Genomic DNA, 23,487 nt, shown 5'->3' on the forward strand with positions numbered 1-23,487 from the left:
ATCTTGCTCTCCTTCTTTCTGTCACTACGACGTATCTTTGCCATCTTATTAAGCTAATGAGTGATTGTTAAGCCACTTTGCTGTATTAGCGCCTTCTTTATTTGTATTGGATCATATGAAACATAACCTTGAGGTGAGCGCAAATGCTCGCCGCACTCAGTATTTCCAAGTATTTTTGATGGGCGTCAGCGCTTTTATTATGAATACTACCGAATTTGTCCCCGTTGCCCTATTAAGCGACATCGCCCATGATTTTTCTATTACCACGGCTGAGACTGGCTGGATGTTGACGCTATATGCGTGGATTGTCGCGGCGATGTCATTGCCATTGATGCTGCTCACCAGCCATTTTGAGCGTAAAAGCTTACTTTTGGGCTTGTTTGTGGTGTTTATTGCCAGCCACGTCTTATCCGTATTTGCGTGGAGCTTTGATGTATTGCTGATTAGCCGCGTGGGTATTGCGCTATCACACGCGATATTTTGGTCCATCACCGCCGCGATTGCGATACGCGTAGCACCGGAAGGTAAAAAAGCACTGGCGCTTAGCGTGCTTGCAACCGGTACTTCATTGGCGATGGTGCTTGGCGTGCCTCTAGGACGCTTAGTCGGTCAATGGTTTGGCTGGCGAGCGACCTTTGGCGGTATTGGCGTGATTGCTTTTATCGTCTTTATCTTGCAAGCAAGGCTCTTACCAACGTTACCCAGTATGTTTGAAGGCTCGTTTAGAAAAATTCCAGAATTGCTTAAGAATCCGTTATTGGTCTGTTTGTATTTGCTGATTTTATTAGTCTTTACCGCTCACTATACCGCTTATTCTTATATCGAACCCTTTATGCGACAGGTTGGCGCTATAAGTGAAAACGCTGCGACTGTTGTCTTGCTATTATTTGGGGTAGCAGGGATTGCGGGCAGTGTGATTTTTAGCCGTTGGGGTGATCGTTTTAATACCAGATTGATGCTGATATCGATCATATTAATGCTGCTATCTATGCTGGTACTATTGTTTGCCGTGACTTCTATCTGGGCGCTGAGTTTCATTGCATTACTGTGGGGCGCGGCGCTGATGCTGCTGATTATCTCTATGCAAGCCAAAGTCATTATGGTTGATGTCACTGCCCAAGACATGTTGATGTCGATGTTCTCAGGGATTATTAATTTAGGCATTGGCGCAGGTGCGCTGTTTGGTGGTTATGCGGTGACGCATATTTCTATATCAAGTGTCGGCTATGTTGGCGCGGCTATCGCCAGTGTGTCGCTGCTCTTGATGTTATTTATGATAAAGCGCTTTCCTGAATTAAGCAGAAGACTTGGTTAGCTAAAAATTTGATAGTAAATAAGCCTATAAAAAATGCCAGCCACTTAAAGGGGCTGGCATTTTTTTATTTAAAAATATTAAGCAAGCTGCTTAATTAAAAATCCACCTTGCCGCGTAACGCTTTGGTCTTACCGCGCTGGGTTTTTTCATCAACACGTTTACGTTTGGCGTTCCGGCTCGGTTTGGTCGCTTTGCGGGTTTTATTGACATGAGTGGCTTTTATAATAAAGCTTTGCAGCCGCTCCAAGGCATCAATTCGATTGCGTTCTTGGGTACGAAATTGCTGCGCTTTAATAATAAGCACACCTTCTTTGGTGATTCGACTGTCTTTACTGTCCAATAAACGCTGCTTAATGACATCGCTTAAGCTTGAGGCATGAATATCAAAACGCAGATGAATCGCAGACGAGACTTTATTGACGTTTTGCCCGCCTGCCCCTTGCGCGCGTATGGCGCTAATCTCTACTTCGCTGTCATTCAGGCTAATGGTATTGCTGATAAAAATCATAAAATGCTTTTATAAATGATTGATAGATAAGCTTAATGATAAAGCATTCCCAGTTAACGCGCCACTTGCCCGCTTAATAGCGACCAAAACGCCGTATTTCTTAACCTCTATAATCTGCAATTTATCGGGTAAACCTTATAAATGTTATCGTTTGACGTTGCTGTGTCTATCCTCTGTCTATAAAGCGTAAGCCTGCGCAGGGTTTTGATTTTAAGGTGATAGGATGACGTTAAGCAGACACGATATTAAAAGAACACCGTATTAAATAAATACGGTATTGTTGAATCAAAGCGTTAACAAGCCGATTTTAGTCAAAGGAATAGCGTTGTATGACAACCAATAATAAGAAATCTAATCATAAGAAATCTAACACTTCTCTCAAAAATCACAGCCTTGCCGCTGATGAAAGCATTCAGGTCAGGGGCGCACGCGTTCATAACCTCAAAAATGTCGATGTGGATTTACCGCGTAATGCCTTGGTTGTTTTTACTGGCATATCAGGCTCAGGCAAATCGTCACTGGCATTTGGTACCTTGTTTGCTGAGTCGCAACGCCGCTACCTTGATTCGGTATCGCCTTATGCCAGACGCCTGATTGATCAAGTTGGCGAGCCTGATGTCGATTCGATAGAAGGCTTGCCGCCTGCCGTCGCGCTGCAACAACAACGCGGTACGCCGTCGGTACGTTCATCGGTTGGTAGCGTGACGACGATTTCAAATGGTCTGCGCATGCTGTACTCGCGAGCGGGTGAATACCCTGTTGGGCAAGACATGCTATATGCCGATGCCTTTTCGCCAAATACGCCAGAAGGTGCTTGTCCTACTTGCTCAGGTATTGGTCGCGTGTTTGAGGTCACAGAAGATTTGCTCGTGCCTGACAAGACAAAAACCATTCGAGAACGCGCCATTGCTGCTTGGCCACCAGCATGGCAAGGGCAAAATCTGAGCCGGATATTGACCACACTGGGCTACGATATCGACAAACCTTGGGATACCTTGCCCAAGGAAACCCGCGATTGGATTTTATTTACCGATGAGACCCCAGAAGTGCCCGTTTACCCAGAGTACAATCTCGAGCAAGTACGCGAGGCGATTAAAAAAGGCGAAAAACCCAATTATAAAGGCACCTATGCCAGCGCAAAAAATTTCGTCTTACATTCTTTTGCTACGACCCAAAGTTCACGTACCAAAAAACGCGTGGCGCAGTTCATGCAAATTTCAGAATGCCCAAGCTGCCATGGCAAAAAGTTAAAGCAAGAATCGCTGTCGGTTAAATTTGCAGGGCTTGATATTGGTGAATTGTCACAATTAACCTTGACTGAACTGGCGCTTAAACTTCACGACGCTGCCAATAAAAAACTCAGCGATGATATGCCTGACCGCGAAAAAGCCATCGTCGCCAAGCGTATTGCTAGCGATATTTTATCGCGTGTAGAAGCGTTAACCAGACTTGGGCTAGGTTATTTATCACTTGAACGCACCACACCTACCTTATCGCCTGGCGAGCTACAGCGCCTAAGACTTGGCACCCAAATTCGCTCTAAACTATTTGGCGTGGTTTATGTGCTCGATGAACCGTCCGCTGGCCTGCATCCTGCCGATACTCAGGCGCTATTAGGCGCTCTAGATGAACTGGTAGCGGCGGGTAATTCATTATTCATTGTCGAGCATGATGTCAGCGTCATTCGCCACGCCGATTGGATCGTCGATGTCGGACCAAAAGCCGGCAGTCATGGCGGTGAAATCATCTATAGCGGCCCTGTCGCAGGCTTGCGAGATGTATCTGATTCTTATACAGGGCAATATCTTTTTAGTAAAGACACAGCAACTCAAAAGTTAAAAACCGAGCAACCAAGACGACCTAATCATTGGCTAAAACTTGCTAATATCGAGCGTAATAATTTACAAGGGCTAGATGTGGCATTTCCTTTAGCGGTATTAACCACAGTGACGGGTGTTTCAGGTTCGGGCAAATCGAGTTTGGTCAGTCAAGCGTTGGTTGAACTGGTCTACAATGCGCTAGGGCAAAAAACCGTGATTGAAGCACCCACCGATGAAGCGGCTTTACTGGAGCAAGAACAAGAAACACCAATAGGCGGAGAGATAGTCAGTGGTATGGAGCACATCAAGCGCTTAGTCACTGTTGACCAAAAAGCCATCGGGCGCACACCGCGTTCGAACTTGGCCACTTATACTGGACTGTTTGACCATGTGCGCAAATTATTTGCCGCCACCAAAGAAGCAAAAGCAAGACACTATGATGCCGGACGTTTCTCATTTAACGTTAAAAAAGGACGTTGCCCAAATTGCGAAGGCGTCGGTTTTGTCAGCGTTGAGCTGCTATTTCTGCCAAGTGTTTACTCGCCTTGCCAAGTGTGCCATGGTCAGCGCTACAATGACGAAACCTTAGAAATTACTTATCAAGGTAAAAACATCGCTGAAGTACTCGATTTGACGGTCGAAGCCGCTGCTGAATTTTTTATTGATGATGCCCCAATCATGCGCGCCTTAGACGCCTTGCTAAAAGTTGGGCTGGGCTATCTAAGGCTTGGGCAACCAGCGACCGAGTTGTCTGGTGGCGAAGCACAGCGTATCAAGCTTGCTACCGAACTGCAGCGTACCCAGCGCGGCGATACGCTGTACGTGCTCGATGAACCAACGACTGGCCTCCATCCTTCTGATGTCGCGCTGCTGATGGCACAGTTAAATGGGCTGGTCGCAAGCGGTAATACGGTGATTATGGTTGAGCACGATATGCAAGTTGCTAGCAACAGCGATTGGATTATCGATATGGGCCCGGGTGCTGGCGATGAAGGTGGGCTTATTGTCGCAGAAGGCACACCTAAAGAGGTGGCGAAATCCAAAGACAGTCGCACTGCACCTTTTTTATTGACTTAGTATTGATATAATAATGCAAGAAGTGAAATGGCTGAATAAAAATATCAGTATAAAAACATCGGTATAAGAAAACCGCATGACTATGAAAGTCATGCGGTTTTATATTTAAAAAACTAATTTTTTAAACATGCATTGCTAACTAAGCAAGCATACCACCATCGACAACCACGGTCGCACCCGTGGTATAACTTGAAGCATCAGACACAAGATACAATACCGTACCCGCCATCTCATCAGGATTAGCCACACGCCCTAATGGAATCGCATGTAACGCCATTTTTAAGACTTTATCATTGGTGGTCAAGGCCGAGGCAAACTTGGTATCGGTTAACCCTGGCAATAACGCATTGACGCGAATATTTAACGGACCACATTCTTTGGCAAAGGCTTTGGTCATGCTAATGACAGCCGCTTTAGTAATTGAGTAAATACCTTGCTTGTCACCTGCGACCAACCCATTGACCGAAGCGGTGTTTAAAATCACCCCGCCGCCCTGCTCGCGCATCATTTTCCCCGCTGCCGTCGACATAAAGAAATAACCGCGAATATTGACCTCTACGGTCTTATCAAAAGCGGCTAAATCGGTATCTAGAATATGGCCATAGTAAGGGTTTGCCGCGGCATTATTGACCAAGATATCAATTTGACCAAATTCGCTTTTGATATGCTCAAAAATCGCCTCAATCTGCGCCATATCGCCGACATGACAAGCAAAGGCACTGGCTTTATGACCGTCAGCTTTGATGCTATCCGCGACCGCTTGGCACGCGTCAATTTTTCGGCTAGAGACAATCACATGCGCGCCTCTTGATGCCAATAAGCGGGCAATAGATTCGCCAATACCACGGCTCGCACCGGTAACCAAAGCAATCTTACCTGTTAAATCAAATAAGTCTTTCATCATTATTCCTTATATTTTTGAATATTTTAATAAATACTTTTGATGTTAAGCCAACATGCCGCCATCAAGGGTAAAGGCATGACCATTCATAAAGCTACTTTCATCACTTGCCAGCCATGCAATGGCGCCAGATACTTCATCGACATCTCCCAAACGGCGCATTGGGCTGGCTTTGATGGTGGCTTGCTGGGCACGCTCGTCCATTTTCGCCATGGTATTACGGACCATCGGCGTATCGATAAAGCTTGGGCAAACGGCGTTAAAGCGAATATTGACGCGCGCATATTCATGAGCAGCAGATTTGGTCAGCCCCATGACACCATGCTTCGCAGCGCTATAAGCTGACAGTAGCGGCGCTGAACGTAAACCAGCAATCGAGGCCACATTAATCACATGACCACCGCCATTAGGTGCCATGCAAGCAACAGCAGCGCGCATACAATGCCAGACGCCTTTTAAATTTACGGCAATATTACGATCAAAGTCCTCGTCACTTAGCTCATGCATCGGCGCCGGTTTATGGTCAATACCGGCATTATTTATAACCACATCAAGGCCGCCAAGCGTTTCCATAGCAAAAGCAAAGAGCGCGCGCACTTCATCACCACTACTCACGTCAACCTTTTTAAAGACGATACTATTGCCCGCGGCTTGCCCTTGCTGAGCAACACCTGCACCCATCTCTTCGGCCAAATCCCCAATGACGACTCTCGCGCCGCGACTGGCGAGCAGTAGCGCACTTGCCGCACCGATGCCAGACGCGCCACCGGTGATTAAAATACGTTTACCAGTGACGTCTGATGCAATTCCATTTGTATTCAATGTCATAATTTATCCCTCTACCTTAAGTACCAGTTTACCGAAGTTTTCACCTTTAAAGAGCATCATCAGGGTATCTGGGAACGTCTCGATGCCTTCAACGATATGGTCTTTTACTTTAATGTCGCCTGACCCAATCCAGCCAGCAATATCTTTCATCGCCATCGGATACTCTTTGATATTATCAAAGACGACGATGCCTTCCATACGTGCACGATTGACCAACAATGACAGATAATTTGATGGCCCTTTGACTTCTGTGGTGTTGTTATATTGGCTAATCGCCCCGCAAATCACGATACGCGCATGCAGATTAATTTGCGTGAGTACGTCATTTAAAATATCGCCGCCCACATTGTCAAAGAAGACATCGACGCCGTTTGGACAGGTTTCTTTTAACGCTTTTTTTACATTTTCATTCTTATAGTCGATTGCCGCATCAAAACCCAGCTCATCGACTAAAAATTTACATTTATCAAGACCGCCTGCGATACCCACAACGCGGCAGCCTTTGAGTTTGGCAATTTGCCCAACCAAGCTACCAACCGCGCCCGCCGCGCCAGAAATAACCACAGTCTCGCCAGCTTTTGGTGCGCCGGTTTTTAATAAGCCAAAATAGCCTGTCATACCCGGCATACCGAGCACTCCTAAGTAATAAGACAACGGCGCAAGGTTTGGATCGACTTTATGTAGCCCTGTGCCATCGCTGACTGCGTAGGACTGCACGCCATTATGACCTACGACATAATCGCCGACGGCAAACTTCTCATGTTTACTTTCGATGACTTTACCCACCGTTCCTGCACGCATTACCTCGCCAATCTGTACGGGCGGTATATAAGATTTGGCATCGTTTAGCCAACCACGCATCGCTGGATCCATCGAGATATATTCAATTTTTATCAGCAGCTCACCATCTGAGATAGTCGGCAAATCTGTCTCGGTATATTCCCACGTATCAGCGCTTGGTGCGCCAATTGGTCTTGCTTTTAAGCGCCATTGTTTATTAATCTGTTTGTTATCAGCTGTCATTATTTATTCCTTTAAATTTTTATAAAAAGCCATTGGTATCGTTTGCTTAAAAAGAGTTTATTCAAAATAAGCCAAATATATTAAAAAGCGTTCTTCTGGGATAAATTTTTCTCGCTTGCTGTGCGCTTTGCACTCTAGAGGCTTCGAAAAATTTACCCCAGCATCACTTTTAGCATCCTATTAGTAGATATTGTTATGTTAAAAACTTACCAAACAATCCCTTAAAACCATTCTGCTTGCATATCGGTACAGACCGCATTGTCGTTATTTAACAGTTCGATATCGCGATTGATTAAGGGCAATTCCCAATCGATAAAGTATTTTGCTGCTTGGATTTTGCCATGATAGAAGTTTTGCTTATCAACGTCGGCCGTATCATTTAATAATTGTTCCGCTTTACTCGCTTGGCGAATCCAAATCCAACTGACCACGATAGAGGCAAAGATATTCATCAATGCTTGTGCATTACCCGTCAGCGTGATTGCTTTTTCTGTTTGCAGGATTTTACTTAAATGCACCAATACTTCATGCAGATGACCCATATAAGGCATCAATTTACCGGAGAGTTTGGCGGTTTCTGACGTAGTAATATTCTCTAGGTCTTGGGTAATTTCACGTTTGAGAATTTGAATACCAAGACCCTTGTTCTGCCATAACTTACGAAATGACAAATCTAGTGCCTGTACGCCATTTGTGCCTTCATGAATGGGATTGAGACGGTTATCACGCCAAAACTGCTCGGCTTGATACTCACGTGTATAGCCTGCGCCGCCCAATACTTGGATACCCAAATCATTGGCTTTCGGCCCATATTCAGATGGCCATGCTTTGAGTACTGGCGTCAGCAGGTCTAGCAACTCTGTCAATTCATTTTTTAACGTTGCATCTTCACAGGTATTGATACGGTCAATCAGATTTGAGCCATATAGACAGAGTGAAATACCGCCCTCGCTATAGGCTTTTTGCGCAAGCAACATACGTTTGACATCACCATGCTGAATGATTGCCGTTGCCGCATCTTCAGGCTTATTATTAGGCGCAATTCTGCCCTGCGTTCTGTCTTTGGCATAATCGAGCGAATATTGATAACCGCGATAGCCAATCATCGCTGCACCAAAGCCAACTGCAATACGCGCTTCGTTCATCATTTTGAACATATAGCGCAGGCCAAAGTGCTCTTCACCGATAAGATAGCCGTGACAATCACCTGCGTCACCAAAACTTAACGCCGTAGAAGTCGCACCGCGATAGCCAAGTTTATGAATAAGTCCGGTTAAATGGACGTCATTACGCTCGCCGACTGATAAGTCATCATTGAGTCGATACTTGGGTACGGCAAATAACGAAATACCTTTGACGCCAGCGGGGCCACCCGGCACTTTGGCTAATACCAGATGCACGATATTGTCAGACAACTCATGATCACCCGCTGAGATATAAATCTTGCTGCCTTTGACGCGATAGCTGCCATCGTTTTGCTTCACTGCCGTGGTTTTGATATCGGCAAGTGACGAGCCAGCATGCGGCTCAGTCAATGCCATGGTGCCAGTGAATTCACCGGTTAACATTCGCGGCATAAAGGCATTTTTAATCTCATCACTGGCGAAATGAGAAATGACATTAATCGCCGCCGTGGTTAAAAACGGATAAGCGGTGGTTGATGGGTTGGCTGCCATAAAATAGCCTGCTACTGCCGTCATCACGGTTTCAGGTAATTGCATGCCACCATCGTCAAAACTATAACGACCTGCGATAAATCCTGACTCGCGAAAGGCGTCAAAAGCGACTTTGACATCGTCTATCATGCTGACTTTTTTGCCATCAAACTGGGGCTCGTTCTTGTCGGCGACATGGTTATGCGGTAAAAACAGCTGAGTGGCGATTTTATTGGCGGTGCCCAATACCGCATCAAAAGTTTCGCGGCTGTGTTCTGCAAATTTTGCATGCTCGGTTAAATGTTCAGTGCCCAATACATCGTAGAGTTGGAACGGTAATTCAAAGTCATTGATCAGTGTATCTGCTGCCATAGTCATTTCCCTATTATGATAATGATAAATAAGCGGTGATGAACAAGTGATGCATTGATATTAATCTAATTTAACGCCTTACCGTATTGTCATTTATGACATAATTATGGTCAAATAAGACAAAATTAATATGCTAATTTGGGAAAAACTGCTAATAAACTGACATTTTAAATACGTCTTTTCATAGGAAAATAAGCACTTATGCCCTACTTTAAACCCTTTAACGTCATCATTGTCGGTTTCGATGGCGTGCTCGGCAGCGCTTTGACAGGCGCATTAGATTTATTTTCATTTACTGGTGTCAGCTGGCAGCGCTTTTTGGATGAAGAAGTAGAACCAAGATTTAATGTGCAAATTGCCAGTCTTGGCGGCGTTGATATCAGATGTAGCAACCGCTTAATCATGCAAGCGCATTGCGATATTCAGGAAGTCACAGAGTGCGACTTATTATTAATTCCAACCATTGGCGATTCCATCGATAAAGTCTTGAGCCAAAATAACGCTCTAATTCCGCATTTGCAGCGACTGGCAAATACCAAAGCCGATATCGCTAGTAACTGTAGCGGCGCGTTCTTTTTAGCAAAAGCAGGCTTGCTCGATGGCAAAGTAGCTACCACCCATTGGGGTTATGCCAGTAAGTTTAAGGCAGATTTTCCACTGGTTGATTTGCAAGAAAACCAATTTGTCACTCAATCAAAAAGCCAGTCAAAAGAACAATCGGGCAATATATTTTGTGCGGCAGGCGGTAGCGCCTTTTATGACTTGGGATTATTGTTAATCGAGCGTTATTGCGGGCGTGAAATTTCTACCCAAGTGGCAAAAACTCAGATTATTGATAGTAAACGCGGTAATCAAAACAGCTATACTAATGTGACATTGCATAAACCGCATGCAGACCAGCTGGTTCAGCAAGTACAAGAGTTTATTGAGGAAAACTTCAAACAACCCATTCAAGTTAGCGGTTTGGCAGCGATGGTCAATATCACCCCGCGCACACTGAATAGACGCTTTCAATCCTGCGTGGCGATGCGCCCGATTGAGTATATTCAAGCAGTGCGCATTGAGCAGGCAAAGCGTTTATTAGAATTGAGCGATGTGACGATTAAATCACTCGCGGAGCAAGTTGGCTACGATGATATCTCCTCATTTACGCGGCTGTTTAAACGCGCGACTGAGCTGACCCCAAAAGAATATCAGGATAAATTTTCACGCTTGGCGATTTAACTTGATAGTAGACTTTTTAGAAGTCATACGTGGCTGCAATAAATTTATCACAGCAACAATTTTTATATCATTCATTGGATATAAAAACGATACAGCGAGATGAAACGTTGTTTTTCGCAGCCTCTGTCGGCGTAGGCACAGCACGCAAGAAAAACAACGTTTCATTGAGCGACTTGATAGCTACGTATCTGATTTATTTGGATTTGACTATAGGCTTAAACTTTTTTGCCACAAACCTTCGACATAAATGGCATCAGCTTTAATCGTTGGATAGTCGCTAAACATCAATTGATAGCCGCCCGCAGTATTTGTGCTTATCTGACACGTGGCTCCCAGTGGAAAGCTGTGTTTTTGGGCAATATGACCAAAGCGCATGCCGCTATAAATCGGCAATCCTGTTAGCTGATGCAATTGACGAATCACGGTGGCGACATCATAACGCTTATCATAACTGTCCTCACCGCTACCCGATAACGCACCGAATACAATCGCTTGCTGACCTTTAAACACCCCTGCCAAATACAAATCATAGAGCATGCGCTCGATGCGGTAAGCTTGCTCGCCGACGTCTTCTAAAAATACGATACCATCTTTGATCCGTGGCAAATACTCACTACCTGCCAACGCCGATAACACGCTGAGATTGCCGCCCCAAATGGTGCCGGTTAGCGTTTTAGGTTCAGTGTTTGTCAAAATACTGGGTAAATTTACACTGGTTAAAGACGCATCTGCTATATTAATCGTCAAATTAGAATTGGTTAATGCTTCTACGAATTGGCGACAGCTGACTTGATCCGGTTTGGTTTTGCCAAACTCGCTATAAAGCATTGGCGCCGCAAGCGAGCTCATGCTACCTTTTGCCAGTAGCGCACACTGGATCGCCGTCACATCGCTAAAGCCCGCCAGTATCGTACCGCGCTCCTTCATAATACGCCCAAGCGTTGACCAATCCACCATTGGTAATACTCGCACTGCACCGTAGCCACCACGTACCCCAAGTAGCAGTTTAGGTGCTTTTATCGCACCCGTAGCGATGTTTTGCAAGTCACTGGCTCGCTGCGAATCCGTACCTGCAAAGCGCAGATACTGCCGTTTGATAGTCGCCGGATTGTCCACTTTAAAACCCGCACAAGCCAAGCGCTCTAACGCCAATTCATTCCGCTCGTCACTACCACCGACATTGGAGCTGGCAAAAAGCCGCGTTTCAATCGTTGGGACGATACATCTTGCTTGCGCTGGTTGTGCCTCACCTTTAAAAGACAAATGCTCATCTGAAAACGCTATTGGTAAATCATCCTTGGTAAGCTGCGTGCCGCTATCTTGCTCAATAGCATTTGTAGCCAACGCCCGAGTGATATTTTGCGTCGCTAGAAGCCCTGCTCCGGCACCAATACCAACGTGACGTAAAAACTGGCGACGATTTAACTTGGATGATATCTTAGTCATGATGCTACCTTTTTTACCGTTTAATTGCTGCTTACCCTAGCAACCATTATTGAAACAAAGCGCGTATTATAACGCAGGTTGGGATACTATTTAGTACTCGAGCAGTATAGAACGCTTAAGTCAGGAGCATTTGGCATTTTAATAGACAACAAAACGATACAGAGTTACTTACCGTCTTATTTGGCTACAGACCCGACTCTTGCTATAGTAAAAAGCGCTGAACAACAAACAATAATGATAGATATAAAAGGATTATAAAGATGGCTGAGCAAGAAAGTGCAAAAGAGAAAGACAATAAAAGTCTGATCGATAGTATTAAAATCATCTTAGGTAAAGAAGATAAGCTGAAGGATCAACTCGAAAAAGAAAAAGGTCTTGAGAGTTATGCTAAGGATTTGCTGTTGCTGATGAGCTTAGTCAAAGACTACTATAAAGGCAACTATCGCAATATCCCTTATAAAACCATTTCAGCAGCCGTGGTTGGACTGCTTTACGTGATCAACCCTATCGATATCATTCCTGACTTTATCCCCTTTATCGGTCATATCGATGACGTCTTGGTACTCAGATTTTGTCTGAAACTTGTAGAAAAGGATTTGGCAAAATACAAAAGCTGGAAAGATAAGCAAACAGAAGCTAAAGACGACAACTCAAAGCCTAACGATAAAAAACTTGAAGATAAAAGTAAAAGCTTAAAAAAAGCAGATAAATAACCTGATAAGCAATCCCATAAAAAACACGGTCAATGACGCCTGCACTGACCGTGTTTTTATAGGCTTAAAATAGAAAATTTTAAATATATTTAAGCACTCAGCCTTTTAATTTTTTATTAATCAGGCACATCATAGCTTGGCTTTTCTGGATTTAGACCAAACGAGTAGACAAAGGTGCCTATAAGGCTATTAATGATAATAAATGGCAAGTCAATAGCCACATGGCCGAGTAAATAGCGACCGATGAGCCATGACACAATCAGCATAATTACGAAAAATGCGCCGAGATAGCCCAAGATAGTGGGATGTTTGAGATGATAAGGCTGCTCAGGTTTTGGCTGTTTATCGAGGATATAGGTTCTTACTGCCCAACCGGCCGCGTAACAAAATCCGCCTAACACCACATAACTAAAAAAATTCATATTGCCCGACTCTGATTAGAGGGTTGTTTATCATAAATACTGCTTTATAAAGGCCAATTACATACTGTCATTGACGTTATCAATAACGATATTGGCGTGAGGATTGGCTAAAATATCGGTATTAACGTCATCACATTCGACGCGATAAATGGTGTTGGCACCGCGATAAATGTAAGACAAGTACTCACTATCTAGTAGCGGATCGATATTGGCATAAACAGGCTTCACATGCGCCAACACCAGCACTCTGTCTGGACGACCAATCACCGCATCGACATTATCAGGGTCGATAGAAAAATACGTCGGGATATCACTTTTTGCAAGCACTTCTAACGGTTCAGCGTCATCCCAAACGCGCTTAGCGCTAGCAGGCTCTTTCATTTGCATGACCCAACCGCCGCCCTGTTGGCTGACTTTTATTTGCGCTGGCTCATCATGGCTGACCGTATAGCAGCCTGCAAATATGGATAAATCCGCTGGCGCCTCAGCTTTTTTGGCATCAGCCGGCGTATTACTGTCATTACAGGCACTCAAAAACAGCGCGCTACTTGCGACCAGAGCAACCATTAAAGGCGTTAATTTTTTATTCAAAACACTCGAGCTTACGGACATCATCGATTTATCCTGCATTGGTACATAAAAGCTTATATTGTGCATATTGCGCTAAGGTATGTCCGCACAATCACTGCTATTTTAACAGAAAACGGCAGCGTTACCGCTATGATATGTGCTTTTGCCCTTTTATGGTTTTTATTCCTAGCAGTATCTGATAGATAAGCGAGATTAGATAAGCAAGATTTGCTATACTCAACCCTAAAATAGACGGTGCTAGCTTGCGTAAAGATAACGCTAGAAACCCTCTTTGCTCGATGTTTATTACTTATTAGGCTCATACTTTTTTATGTCAGAAAACTCTATTTCAGCGCGTTCATTTAATACGAGCAATCCGCTCGCTGCCAAAGCAAATATGACGGTTGCTTATACCGACGGCGCTTGTAAAGGCAATCCGGGTGCTGGTGGTTGGGGCGCGCACCTAATTTTTAGCGATGGGCAGACGCAGGATTTGTATGGCGGTGAAAAAGTAACTACTAATAATCGCATGGAGCTGATGGGTGCGATACAAGCATTGACCCATAGTCCGCATGCGCAAACCCTTGAGATTTGGACAGACTCAAGCTATGTTAAAAAAGGCATCACCGAATGGATTGAAGGCTGGAAAAAACGCGGCTGGAAAACGGCCAGCAAAAAACCGGTGGCCAATCAAGACCTTTGGCAGCAATTAGACGCGCTTTGCCAGCAGCGCGATGTTGCTTGGCACTGGGTGAAAGGTCACGCGGGACACGCGGGCAATGAAAAAGCGGATGAGCTAGCAAATTTGGGCGTAACGTCTAGCAGTGAAGATTTGAAAACGGCTAGCTTGCAAGATGCGGCTAAAAAAAAAGATCTTCTAATGGCTGATAAAAAACAAAATCCAAGCGATGATTGGTTAAAATTTGACCCATTAGGCTTTGATATGATGGATGATGAGCTTGATGAGTCGCTATTAGATGGTCAAAATCTTACTGACGATATGGTAAATACAATAACAAATACAATGGCAAACACAGATATGTTAGTAGAAGAGAATCACAGTCCCTATAATGCTAGCGAACCCATGAGACACACCGATATGCCAGATATAAATACCAATATGGATACTGAAGTAGAAACTAAAACGGAAGCTCGCATAGACACGGACACACCGACATTCGATGGTGACACTAGCCGAGCCAATCCGCATTTTATACCCCTGCTACCCAAACCTATCCACCGCCATGAATCTGACCGCCAGCTCATTATGGATACGGAGACCACCGGTCTTGATCCCATGAAGGGCGACCGCATTATTGAGGTCGGTATCGTAGAGTTAGTCGGGCGTAAATTTACCGGCGAGAAACTGCACGTCTACATCAATCCGCAGCGCGGAATGGATGAGGAGGTGATTCGTATTCACGGAATCTCTGAAGCGTTTTTAACCGATAAACCGACCTTTGATCAAGTGGCTCAAGCGCTTTATGACTTTATGGACGGTGCCGAAATCATCGCTCATAACGCTACCTTTGATATGAACTTCTTAAATATGGAGTTTGCCAAAGTTGGCATGCACGACTTTGCCGAGCGCGTACGAGTGACCGACTCTTTGATGATGGCAAAACAGCAATATCCGGGGCAAAAAAACACCCTAGATGCTCTGGTTCGTCGCTTAAATGTCGGTAAACAAGACCGTACTTTCCACGGCGCGTTACTTGACTCGGAGATTTTGGCGGAAGTTTATCTGGCGATGACCGGCGGGCAAGTCACGCTAGCGATTGAGGAAGATACCCAAGCCGATGGCGGACATACTGCCCATGCAAACTTTGCCGATTTGGCGGCTTTATTGCTCGAGTCAAGCAGTAATGACAGCGCCAATCAAGGCTGGTATGCGTCGCTTGCGGACGATTATCCTGCGCTTAAAGATAAAATGTAATCCGTGAAGCATAAGTCATTAAAACGGTTTTTTATATGAACATAACGCCTTATACTGACCGTTAAGTAAGTAAATCTTGATTGTTATGCCGATAAGCGTTAAAACCTTATTTATAGACATTTTCAAATGCTCATCTAAACCTTTGCTATTTTCATCAGTACGTCATGGAAAAAAACAACTATGAATCCTTCTACACAAATGAAATTAACCGCCCCGACCTTGAGTGTGACTGATTTTAACCTACCATCGCTGCATTTATTGCACGATGAAATTAAGGTCATTTTAAAAGATACTGAAATTCATTTGGGCGAATTTAATGATGATGATAGCCAAGCGCCTTTATTGTTAGACTCTATTATTGTTCTAAAACAGCTGTCTTGTATTTTTCAGCTGATATCTTCGGTCGGGGCAGAAGTGCTCAATAACGCCATCGTCAATGGCTTGCAAAAACTTTATGACAGCCGTGATAATAATGATAATGCTTTGATTATGGATTTATCAGAAGCCATTATGACGCTTGATCGTTATATTGAGTTTATTTTGCTGACCGAATCGGTAGAGCCGACTTTACTCCTGCCTATCATCAATAGACTCAACGCTCATGGGCAAGCAGCACCGATCGATGCCGATTATTTTGCCGCGTTTGGTCATAGCAGCGTCATTATCGCTAATCCTGAAAACAACTTTCAACCGCTTAACGAGCTCAATCTTGATAGCGAATTATTAACTTATGCTTATCGTAGTGGACTTGGCGTTGCCTTATTAAATCAAGACGGTAAGGTAAGTGAGGATGAGCAGCAAAAGCTCGATGCGATGTCGGCAGCGTGCGCCTTGATAGCAGCAAATACCAACAGCCTGTTTTGGCAAGCAGCCACCGCTGCCGTTACGGATATTGCCAGCATTTTGCCGCTAAGCTTAAGCCAAAAACACACGCTTATTTATTTAGAGCAGCAGTTTCAAAGCTATCTGCCAGTAATGGACACGCGCTTTGCGCACTTGGTCAGCTTTGCTTGCCAGCGCGATACCAAAGAGGCACAAACGCTGCGTGAACTATATGCCGCCAATCAATTGGAAGACTCACAGCGCAAACAAATGGCGCAGTTCCTATTTGGACCCAATCGTGCTTTAACCGATACCTTAAACACCATTATTCAAGCGCAAATCAACACCATCAAAGAAAATGTCGATAGCTACGCACGCGGTGATTCTATCAACCCTGTTGATATGCAAACCTCGCAAATCACCGAGCAACTGACTGAGCTGCGTTCAGCTTTTCAGTTATTGGGTCTGGCAAATGCTGCAAACAGTCTCAATGCTGCCGCAGAAGCGGTGAAAAAATGGCGCGCGCCTACGCCAGAAGATTTTGACCATTTATTACTCGCTTTGATGCACGCAGAAAACGCCACTATCGCCATGGCAGAGATGCATACCCCTGGGGCAATCTATTTACCTTTGAATAATCCGCATATATCATTGCATCAGCTGAATACTGCCTATGATACCCTGATACAAGAAAGTCGTACGGCGATTGCCAGCGCCGAACAAGCCATCACCGATTATTTGGCTGAGCCTGAGCGCGATGTATTAAATATTCAAAATATTCCTGAAATGCTGCGCCAAGTGTCAGGTGCAGTGCGCTTTTTACAGCTGCCAACGCCCGCCAGTATGCTTAGCCAATTGGCAAGTTATTTGCAGCAGCGTATCGGCAACGGCGCCCGCTTAGATGATGGTACTTTGGCTTATATTGCTGATGTCATTATGGCCGTTGACCATCATTTAGATGGCTTTGAAAACAATCGCCCAGTCAGTAAGCAAGCGTTAGATGTTGGGCAACAAAGCTTAAGCCAACTGCTTGCGGCATAATTTTAGCGTACTAAATAAGTAGATTAGATAGCTTACTTATTTAGTTATCATCTAACTGCTTATTTTAAACAGACTCCTACCCAAACGGATAAGAGTCTGTCTTTGATTGTTTGGAAACTGAACCTATGAGCCACGCCTTTATACTTCGTGACGAGACGATTTTATGTCGTCAAACGCCTCATGGCTGGTGGCCTATGCAGGTTGAGTTACCACAGTCTGATATCGATAACCCAGCGTTAAACACTCATGACACTCATAGCACGCAGCGAGCCTATCAAGTTGGCCGAGTGACACTATTTGAAAGCCTAGCGCCGACTCATTGGCTACCTAATGATGATAGCCGTCAAAACAAAAACAGCTTGACTGCTTTTGAAAGCGAAACTGCTAATACATTTACTACTAATGCTTTTACGTCAAAAGCTACCTTAGCAATGACTTATGATTATGCGATAGCAAATCATGTTACGTTGCCTAAAATTTTAGAAAATGCTGAGTTAGAAAGTCGCGGTTTAACAAGCAATAATAAAGAAAAAAATACTTTAGGTAATGACGAGTGTGCTTTTATTGCGTATCGCCTGCTTATTACACAGCTGCCATTTGCCTTATCTGACCAACTTAGCCAAGCCATACAGTTGTTACGCTGGCAAGCAGACACGCAGTTTTGTAGTCGCTGCGCAGCTCCTGTTGTCCATGCCAACCACGGTGAGCGCGCGATGGTCTGTCCTGTTTGCCGCTTACGCCAATATCCACGCGTGCAGCCGTGTATCATCACCGCTATTACCCGACCCAATCCGCAAACGGGTACCATGCAAATTTTATTGGCGCACCATCATCGTTATGGGCAACAAAAAACTCCTCAACAAGCGCTACAATATGGTTTGATTGCCGGTTTTGTAGAGGTCGGTGAAAGTTTAGAGCATGCGGTGGTACGCGAAGTGGCAGAAGAGGTAAATATTAGTCTCAAAGACATTCGCTATGTCAGCAGTCAACCTTGGCCATTTCCGTCCAATTTGATGCTCGGCTTTCGGGCGGCGTATGCGGGTGGAGATATCGTCATACAAGAAGACGAGCTGTCACATGCCGATTTTTTTGACCTGACAAATTTACCAAAAATACCGTTTAAAGGTAGTATTGCCTATGCACTGATTGCACAAATTGCTCATGAACAAGGCATCTCGCTCTAATCGATATTTAATTTGTAAGACCAAGATGTCTTTTATTAAATATCAATGCTCTTGATAAATAACGCTATTACCCTATTTGTTCATATTAGCACTTAGTACTAATATAAAGGTTTTACATTAAATGCAAAGCACTACCAGTAACAACAGCAATCTTATCCGTCTCGCCAATTTGCCTATCTTGTTCGATAGCTTGGACCTAGAGCGCTTGCCTACCGCAACCCAAGCAAAGATTGCGCGTATTGATGCCTGCCTACCGCAAACCCAATGCGGGCTTTGTGACCATGCCGATGGCTGCTTGCCATATGCGGTGGCAATTGTTATTGATAATGAGCCTTATAATAAATGTGTGCCCGGCGGTCAGCCGGTGACCGATGCGATTGCGCGAATTATCAATCAAGATAGCAGCGATACACAACCACTTAACGCTGAGCCGTCAAAATGGCCGATAGATGCCAGCTCGCAGCGTCCAGTAGAAGTGCGCGCGGTGATTCGAGAAGATGATTGTATTGGCTGTACCAAGTGTATCCCCGCCTGCCCTGTTGACGCCATCGTCGGGACTGGCAAGCATATGCATACTATTTTTACGGACTTATGCACGGGCTGTGAGCTATGTATCGCGCCCTGCCCAGTTGATTGCATAGACTTAGTCACCGTTGAGCGTACCCAATCGACAGCTGAACGCACGCTTGAACAAGAGGATTTGCGCCAACGTTATCATACGCATTTAAAACGCGTTAGTAAGCAGCTAGCGGATAGCAGCAATAGCAAGCCGGTGGTCAGCATGGTAGAAGCCAAGCTAAATAATGCCGCCAGTCAATCGTTAAATATCAGCGAAGAAGAAGCAAAAAATACCATTGCCGCAGCTAAACTACGCAGTAAAATCAAGAAGTTAGAAAAGCAGCTGAGCGTACGGCCTAATGAGAGCAAACAGACGGAGCTTGAAGCATTACAAACTGAGCTTGCCCAACTTTAATAACCCATCTCTAATTTTGAATAACCAATGAATAAAATAATGAATAAAACAGTGCTAACAATGCCATGAGTAAAACCGTTAAACATAAAACTGCCGATACGCCGCCATCGAGGCGCATGCCCAATCGTGATGTGCGGCCGTTTTTTGAGAAACTGGCGGCGACGATTGATGAGCCAGTGACTGAGCTCAATTATAACAGCAACTTTGAGCTGCTTATCGCTGTTATCTTATCGGCGCAGGCGACCGATGTCAGCGTCAATATCGCCACCAACCAGCTTTATCCGGTTGCCAATACGCCTGAGTCTATTTTGGCATTAGGCGAAGAAGGACTGAAAGCGTATATTAAGAATATCGGTTTATATAACGCCAAAGCCAAAAACGTTATTAAAACTTGCCGTGACTTGATTGAGAAGTTTGATAGCACCGTTCCTGATAACCGTAAAGATTTAGAATCTCTAGCAGGTGTCGGGCGTAAGACGGCAAACGTGGTGTTAAATACCGCCTTTGGACAGCCGACGATGGCGGTCGATACCCATATTTTTCGCGTCGGCAATCGTACAGGACTTGCCACAGGTAAAAACGTCTTAATCGTTGAGAAAAAACTGCTCGAACGTATTCCCGATGACTTTATCGTAGATGCGCATCATTATTTGATTTTGCATGGGCGCTATACTTGTCAAGCTCGCACGCCAAAATGCGACGCGTGTCCTGTTTATGAAGAATGTATGTTTAAAGATAAAGCCAAGTTTTTAGAGCTAAAAATTGAAGTCACCGTTTAAAACCATCATTTTAAACATCATGGTCTATATGACGCTTTTCATATCCACTGAAAATCGCTCATAAAAAACGAGCCTACAGATAGCAAGCTACTTAATGGCTATAGGCGCATTGTTGAGGTTTACTTATCGTATAACAAGCGCAGCTCACTAGAGTTTTATTACGTTTCGAGTTAGAATAAGCCTATTTTTAGCCTGAGGCGCCAGATTAATCATCTCTTATATCATCAGGCAATAAACCCGTTACAGGTAAATGCTTAGTATTAATTATCATTTATGCTAACGCATGGAAACTGGCTAAGTTGAACCATATTTTTAAAACCTATTTAGTAAATACCTTTTTTACAAACGAATTTAGCAGCACCCATTTATCAAAAATTTAACGCCGAGCAATTGATTTGTTTGGTCAATATTAATTAAAGCAGCGCTCAGACGTTATGCTTTTTCCTATCTTTATTGATTCAATTAAGCGATCCCATTATGCGCGAATACAACTTATTTACCTCAGAATCTGTGAGCGAAGGTCACCCTGATAAAATGGCTGACCAAATATCAGATGCTATTCTTGATGCCATTTTACGTGAAGATTTACATGCGCGGGTGGCGTGCGAAACCTTGGTTAAAACTGGCGCGGTGATACTGGCAGGGGAAGTAACCACGACTGCCAATATCGACGTTGAGCGTATCGTCCGTGATACGGTAAATGGCATCGGCTATCATCACTCAGACTTGGGTTTTGATGGTGAGACTTGTGCCGTTATTAATATGCTCGGTAAGCAGTCGCCAGAAATCGCTCAAGGGGTCGATCGTAGCAGCCCTGAAGAACAAGGGGCTGGCGACCAAGGTTTGATGTTTGGTTATGCCAGCAATGAGACTGAAGTATTGATGCCCGCGCCTATCGAATATGCGCATCGCTTGATGGAGCGTCAATCTGAGCTGCGCCGCGCTGGTGAATTGCCTTGGTTACGTCCCGATGCCAAAGCGCAAGTGACACTCAAATACGACGGTAATAAACCGATTGCCATTGATGCCGTGGTGTTATCAACGCAGCATGATCCAAGCATCTCACAAACCGATTTGCAAGAAGCGATCATGGAATCGATTATCAAACAAGTACTGCCAGCGGACTTATTGCATGCTGGTACGCGCTATCATATCAACCCAACGGGCAAATTTGTCATTGGTGGACCTGTCGGCGATGCTGGTTTGACTGGTCGTAAAATCATCGTCGATACTTACGGCGGTATGGCGCGTCATGGTGGCGGTGCCTTTAGTGGCAAAGATCCTTCAAAAGTCGATCGCAGTGCAGCATACGCGGTGCGATACGTGGCCAAAAATATTGTCGCCGCCGGTATTGCTGATCGCTGTGAAGTACAAGTCAGCTATGCGATTGGCGTTGCTGAACCGACTTCGATTTCAATTAACACCTTTGGTACTAACAAAATCAGCAACGATGAAATCATTAGCTTGATTCGTACCCATTTTGACCTACGTCCTTATGGTATTACGCGTATGTTGAACTTATTGCAGCCGATGTACCAGCAAACAGCAACCTTTGGTCACTTCGGTCGCCAAGGTTCTGAAACTGCCTTTACGTGGGAAAAAACGGACAAAGCAGAAACTTTAAAAGCCGATGCAGGTTTATAAGACTGTTTCCATTTTTTAGATGTATTCGGTCTTTATACTTATCAATTTTAAAGACCGCTATGATATATTCAAATTTACTTACCATTCTTAGGAGTCGCTGATGTCTCAAGACAATATGCCAGACAATGCTCAAAATGACGCGCTAAACGACGCTTTAAATAATAGCCAAAATGACGAAATTGATACCGCTCTTGAAATCACTCCTGAAATGCAAGCGTTCTATCAACGTGCTGACGAAATCATTGGCGTCGCCAATAGTCAACTGGGCCCTAACGCGCACTCAGGTCAAGTTGGCGCGTCATTGCTGTATGCAGCAGCGCGTTATAGTGCGTCAGTTGCCTCGATTGGCTTTGTAAAAGGCGATGATTTTGCTAAAGAAAAAGACGATATCGTTGAGTTTTATACCAAACAATATCGCCAAATGTTAAGCGACAACTTGACTGATTACGCACAAAACTTTGATAAATATGTGCAGCTTAATAAAGAGGATAAACCTGCGCAGTAAGTTTATAAAAGCTCTAAGTTTATAAAAGCTCAGTCAAGAAACGTATAAGAATTAATATCAAAAGCCCAAGCCTTCGTAGCTTGGGTTTTTTGTTACTCTAATAATATGCTTATTAAATATCAGCGACGAATTAAAAAACGAATAGCACATTTGCTTTTTGTTTGAAACTGGCGTTTAATGCAAAAATAAATGATAAAAACGATATAAGGATATTTATTATGCGCGCGCTCTCTACTTTCAAACTTACAGTCACCATAAGCTTTATGCTAGCTTTAGCAGGTTGTAACAATATTAGTTCTAACTCAAACCCGATGCCTGATAGCACGCCCATTCAGCCGCCCGCCTCTAACACCAGTCAACCCCCAAAAGGCCTTGTAGCACAGTGTCCAACCTTTGACCCTGCAAAAACCATGTGTACAGCGCAATACGATCCGGTCTGCGTAAAAACGCAAGTCGGCTCAGTGATAAGCTATCGTACGGCGGGCAATGCTTGCTCAGCTTGTAGCACTCCTGAAGCCGTCAGCTATGTCAAAGGTGAATGTTCATAGTGACAGTGTAGCTGTAAAATTGTCGTTGTGAAAATTACCAGTTTAAAACCTATAAATGATTAAATGTCCATAAAAAATCCTAAGACAACGATGTATCTTAGGATTTTAAATGACAATTATTATATTGTGTTTTTAAGTAAAACCAACGGCAGCTAACTACATGATTGGTTTAATAAAAATG

Annotated in this window: 20 protein-coding genes; 12 read left to right on the forward strand and 8 right to left on the reverse strand. The window is 44.2% G+C overall.

Features of this window, described 5'->3' with window-relative positions:
- Positions 1-115: 115 nt before the first annotated feature.
- Positions 116-1,315 (forward strand): sugar transporter, encoded by a 1,200-nt coding sequence (locus IQ457_RS08255; protein ID WP_200662784.1) that lies wholly within the window; start codon positions 116-118, stop codon positions 1,313-1,315.
- A gap of 94 nt (positions 1,316-1,409) precedes the next feature.
- Here the strand turns inward: IQ457_RS08255 and arfB are convergent, their stop codons facing one another.
- On the reverse strand, positions 1,410-1,823 hold the full coding sequence (arfB, locus tag IQ457_RS08260; protein ID WP_200662785.1) for an alternative ribosome rescue aminoacyl-tRNA hydrolase ArfB: 414 nt from the start codon (positions 1,821-1,823) through the stop codon (positions 1,410-1,412).
- Positions 1,824-2,152: 329 nt separating this feature from the next.
- Here arfB and uvrA point away from each other — a divergent pair, with 329 nt between their 5' ends.
- Positions 2,153-4,720 carry an excinuclease ABC subunit UvrA gene (uvrA, locus tag IQ457_RS08265; protein WP_200662786.1) on the forward strand — a complete coding sequence of 856 codons (2,568 nt, stop codon included), beginning with the start codon at positions 2,153-2,155 and terminating at the stop codon, positions 4,718-4,720.
- A gap of 139 nt (positions 4,721-4,859) precedes the next feature.
- Here the strand turns inward: uvrA and IQ457_RS08270 are convergent, their stop codons facing one another.
- The 4 genes from IQ457_RS08270 to IQ457_RS08285 form a co-directional block, all read right to left on the reverse strand.
- Positions 4,860-5,624, reverse strand: coding sequence for an SDR family oxidoreductase (locus tag IQ457_RS08270; RefSeq protein ID WP_242465392.1), 765 nt, complete (start codon positions 5,622-5,624; stop codon positions 4,860-4,862).
- Positions 5,625-5,666: 42 nt separating this feature from the next.
- Entirely contained in the window at positions 5,667-6,449 is a 783-nt protein-coding gene (locus IQ457_RS08275) for an SDR family NAD(P)-dependent oxidoreductase (RefSeq protein ID WP_200662788.1), read from the reverse strand.
- Positions 6,450-6,452: 3 nt separating this feature from the next.
- On the reverse strand, positions 6,453-7,472 hold the full coding sequence (locus tag IQ457_RS08280; RefSeq protein WP_200662789.1) for an NADP-dependent oxidoreductase: 1,020 nt from the start codon (positions 7,470-7,472) through the stop codon (positions 6,453-6,455).
- A gap of 221 nt (positions 7,473-7,693) precedes the next feature.
- Positions 7,694-9,499 (reverse strand): acyl-CoA dehydrogenase, encoded by a 1,806-nt coding sequence (locus tag IQ457_RS08285; protein WP_200662790.1) that lies wholly within the window; start codon positions 9,497-9,499, stop codon positions 7,694-7,696.
- A 201-nt stretch (positions 9,500-9,700) separates the two neighbouring features.
- On the opposite strand from IQ457_RS08285, the gene IQ457_RS08290 reads away from it, so the two are divergent.
- Positions 9,701-10,723: a GlxA family transcriptional regulator gene (locus tag IQ457_RS08290; RefSeq protein ID WP_200662791.1), complete on the forward strand. Its 1,023-nt coding sequence runs from the start codon at positions 9,701-9,703 to the stop codon at positions 10,721-10,723.
- 207 nt (positions 10,724-10,930) lie between these two features.
- Here the strand turns inward: IQ457_RS08290 and IQ457_RS08295 are convergent, their stop codons facing one another.
- Positions 10,931-12,169 (reverse strand): LD-carboxypeptidase, encoded by a 1,239-nt coding sequence (locus IQ457_RS08295; RefSeq protein ID WP_200662792.1) that lies wholly within the window; start codon positions 12,167-12,169, stop codon positions 10,931-10,933.
- Between the two features lie 260 nt (positions 12,170-12,429).
- On the opposite strand from IQ457_RS08295, the gene IQ457_RS08300 reads away from it, so the two are divergent.
- Positions 12,430-12,882 (forward strand): YkvA family protein, encoded by a 453-nt coding sequence (locus IQ457_RS08300; RefSeq protein ID WP_191691353.1) that lies wholly within the window; start codon positions 12,430-12,432, stop codon positions 12,880-12,882.
- A gap of 116 nt (positions 12,883-12,998) precedes the next feature.
- Here IQ457_RS08300 and IQ457_RS08305 read toward each other — a convergent pair whose 3' ends face one another.
- Entirely contained in the window at positions 12,999-13,304 is a 306-nt protein-coding gene (locus tag IQ457_RS08305; protein ID WP_191691355.1) for a hypothetical protein, read from the reverse strand.
- Positions 13,305-13,361: 57 nt separating this feature from the next.
- On the reverse strand, positions 13,362-13,919 hold the full coding sequence (locus IQ457_RS08310; RefSeq protein WP_200662793.1) for a hypothetical protein: 558 nt from the start codon (positions 13,917-13,919) through the stop codon (positions 13,362-13,364).
- A 286-nt stretch (positions 13,920-14,205) separates the two neighbouring features.
- Between IQ457_RS08310 and dnaQ the strand changes: the two genes are divergently transcribed.
- The 8 genes from dnaQ (at position 14,206) to IQ457_RS08350 (ending at position 23,306) form a co-directional block, all read left to right on the forward strand.
- Positions 14,206-15,810 (forward strand): DNA polymerase III subunit epsilon, encoded by a 1,605-nt coding sequence (gene dnaQ / locus IQ457_RS08315; protein WP_200662794.1) that lies wholly within the window; start codon positions 14,206-14,208, stop codon positions 15,808-15,810.
- A gap of 180 nt (positions 15,811-15,990) precedes the next feature.
- A complete protein-coding gene (locus IQ457_RS08320) occupies positions 15,991-17,673 on the forward strand; it encodes a hypothetical protein (protein WP_191691361.1) in 1,683 nt (560 codons plus the stop codon).
- A gap of 125 nt (positions 17,674-17,798) precedes the next feature.
- A complete protein-coding gene (gene nudC, locus IQ457_RS08325; RefSeq protein ID WP_191691363.1) occupies positions 17,799-18,857 on the forward strand; it encodes an NAD(+) diphosphatase in 1,059 nt (352 codons plus the stop codon).
- A gap of 121 nt (positions 18,858-18,978) precedes the next feature.
- Positions 18,979-19,830, forward strand: a complete 852-nt coding sequence (locus IQ457_RS08330; RefSeq protein WP_200662795.1) for an RnfABCDGE type electron transport complex subunit B — start codon at positions 18,979-18,981, stop codon at positions 19,828-19,830.
- A 65-nt stretch (positions 19,831-19,895) separates the two neighbouring features.
- Positions 19,896-20,609, forward strand: a complete 714-nt coding sequence (nth, locus tag IQ457_RS08335) for an endonuclease III (protein ID WP_200662796.1) — start codon at positions 19,896-19,898, stop codon at positions 20,607-20,609.
- Between the two features lie 477 nt (positions 20,610-21,086).
- Positions 21,087-22,253 carry a methionine adenosyltransferase gene (metK, locus tag IQ457_RS08340; RefSeq protein ID WP_200662797.1) on the forward strand — a complete coding sequence of 389 codons (1,167 nt, stop codon included), beginning with the start codon at positions 21,087-21,089 and terminating at the stop codon, positions 22,251-22,253.
- A 208-nt stretch (positions 22,254-22,461) separates the two neighbouring features.
- On the forward strand, positions 22,462-22,758 hold the full coding sequence (locus IQ457_RS08345) for a DUF3144 domain-containing protein (protein WP_102077162.1): 297 nt from the start codon (positions 22,462-22,464) through the stop codon (positions 22,756-22,758).
- Positions 22,759-22,976: 218 nt separating this feature from the next.
- Positions 22,977-23,306 carry a hypothetical protein gene (locus IQ457_RS08350; RefSeq protein ID WP_200662798.1) on the forward strand — a complete coding sequence of 110 codons (330 nt, stop codon included), beginning with the start codon at positions 22,977-22,979 and terminating at the stop codon, positions 23,304-23,306.
- Positions 23,307-23,487 lie beyond the last annotated feature (181 nt).

Source organism: Psychrobacter sp. M9-54-1, from assembly GCF_016613355.1.
Taxonomy (GTDB): Bacteria; Pseudomonadota; Gammaproteobacteria; order Pseudomonadales; family Moraxellaceae; genus Psychrobacter; species Psychrobacter faecalis.

Coding starts and splice junctions, on each gene's coding strand:
- IQ457_RS08255 (WP_200662784.1), top strand. CDS start 116: ATGAAACATAACCTTGAGGTGAGCGCAAATGCTCGCCGCACTCAGTAT.
- arfB (WP_200662785.1), bottom strand. CDS start 1,823: ATGATTTTTATCAGCAATACCATTAGCCTGAATGACAGCGAAGTAGAG.
- uvrA (WP_200662786.1), top strand. CDS start 2,153: ATGACAACCAATAATAAGAAATCTAATCATAAGAAATCTAACACTTCT.
- IQ457_RS08270 (WP_242465392.1), bottom strand. CDS start 5,624: ATGATGAAAGACTTATTTGATTTAACAGGTAAGATTGCTTTGGTTACC.
- IQ457_RS08275 (WP_200662788.1), bottom strand. CDS start 6,449: ATGACATTGAATACAAATGGAATTGCATCAGACGTCACTGGTAAACGT.
- IQ457_RS08280 (WP_200662789.1), bottom strand. CDS start 7,472: ATGACAGCTGATAACAAACAGATTAATAAACAATGGCGCTTAAAAGCA.
- IQ457_RS08285 (WP_200662790.1), bottom strand. CDS start 9,499: ATGGCAGCAGATACACTGATCAATGACTTTGAATTACCGTTCCAACTC.
- IQ457_RS08290 (WP_200662791.1), top strand. CDS start 9,701: ATGCCCTACTTTAAACCCTTTAACGTCATCATTGTCGGTTTCGATGGC.
- IQ457_RS08295 (WP_200662792.1), bottom strand. CDS start 12,169: ATGACTAAGATATCATCCAAGTTAAATCGTCGCCAGTTTTTACGTCAC.
- IQ457_RS08300 (WP_191691353.1), top strand. CDS start 12,430: ATGGCTGAGCAAGAAAGTGCAAAAGAGAAAGACAATAAAAGTCTGATC.
- IQ457_RS08305 (WP_191691355.1), bottom strand. CDS start 13,304: ATGAATTTTTTTAGTTATGTGGTGTTAGGCGGATTTTGTTACGCGGCC.
- IQ457_RS08310 (WP_200662793.1), bottom strand. CDS start 13,919: ATGATGTCCGTAAGCTCGAGTGTTTTGAATAAAAAATTAACGCCTTTA.
- dnaQ (WP_200662794.1), top strand. CDS start 14,206: ATGTCAGAAAACTCTATTTCAGCGCGTTCATTTAATACGAGCAATCCG.
- IQ457_RS08320 (WP_191691361.1), top strand. CDS start 15,991: ATGAATCCTTCTACACAAATGAAATTAACCGCCCCGACCTTGAGTGTG.
- nudC (WP_191691363.1), top strand. CDS start 17,799: ATGAGCCACGCCTTTATACTTCGTGACGAGACGATTTTATGTCGTCAA.
- IQ457_RS08330 (WP_200662795.1), top strand. CDS start 18,979: ATGCAAAGCACTACCAGTAACAACAGCAATCTTATCCGTCTCGCCAAT.
- nth (WP_200662796.1), top strand. CDS start 19,896: ATGAGTAAAACCGTTAAACATAAAACTGCCGATACGCCGCCATCGAGG.
- metK (WP_200662797.1), top strand. CDS start 21,087: ATGCGCGAATACAACTTATTTACCTCAGAATCTGTGAGCGAAGGTCAC.
- IQ457_RS08345 (WP_102077162.1), top strand. CDS start 22,462: ATGCAAGCGTTCTATCAACGTGCTGACGAAATCATTGGCGTCGCCAAT.
- IQ457_RS08350 (WP_200662798.1), top strand. CDS start 22,977: ATGCGCGCGCTCTCTACTTTCAAACTTACAGTCACCATAAGCTTTATG.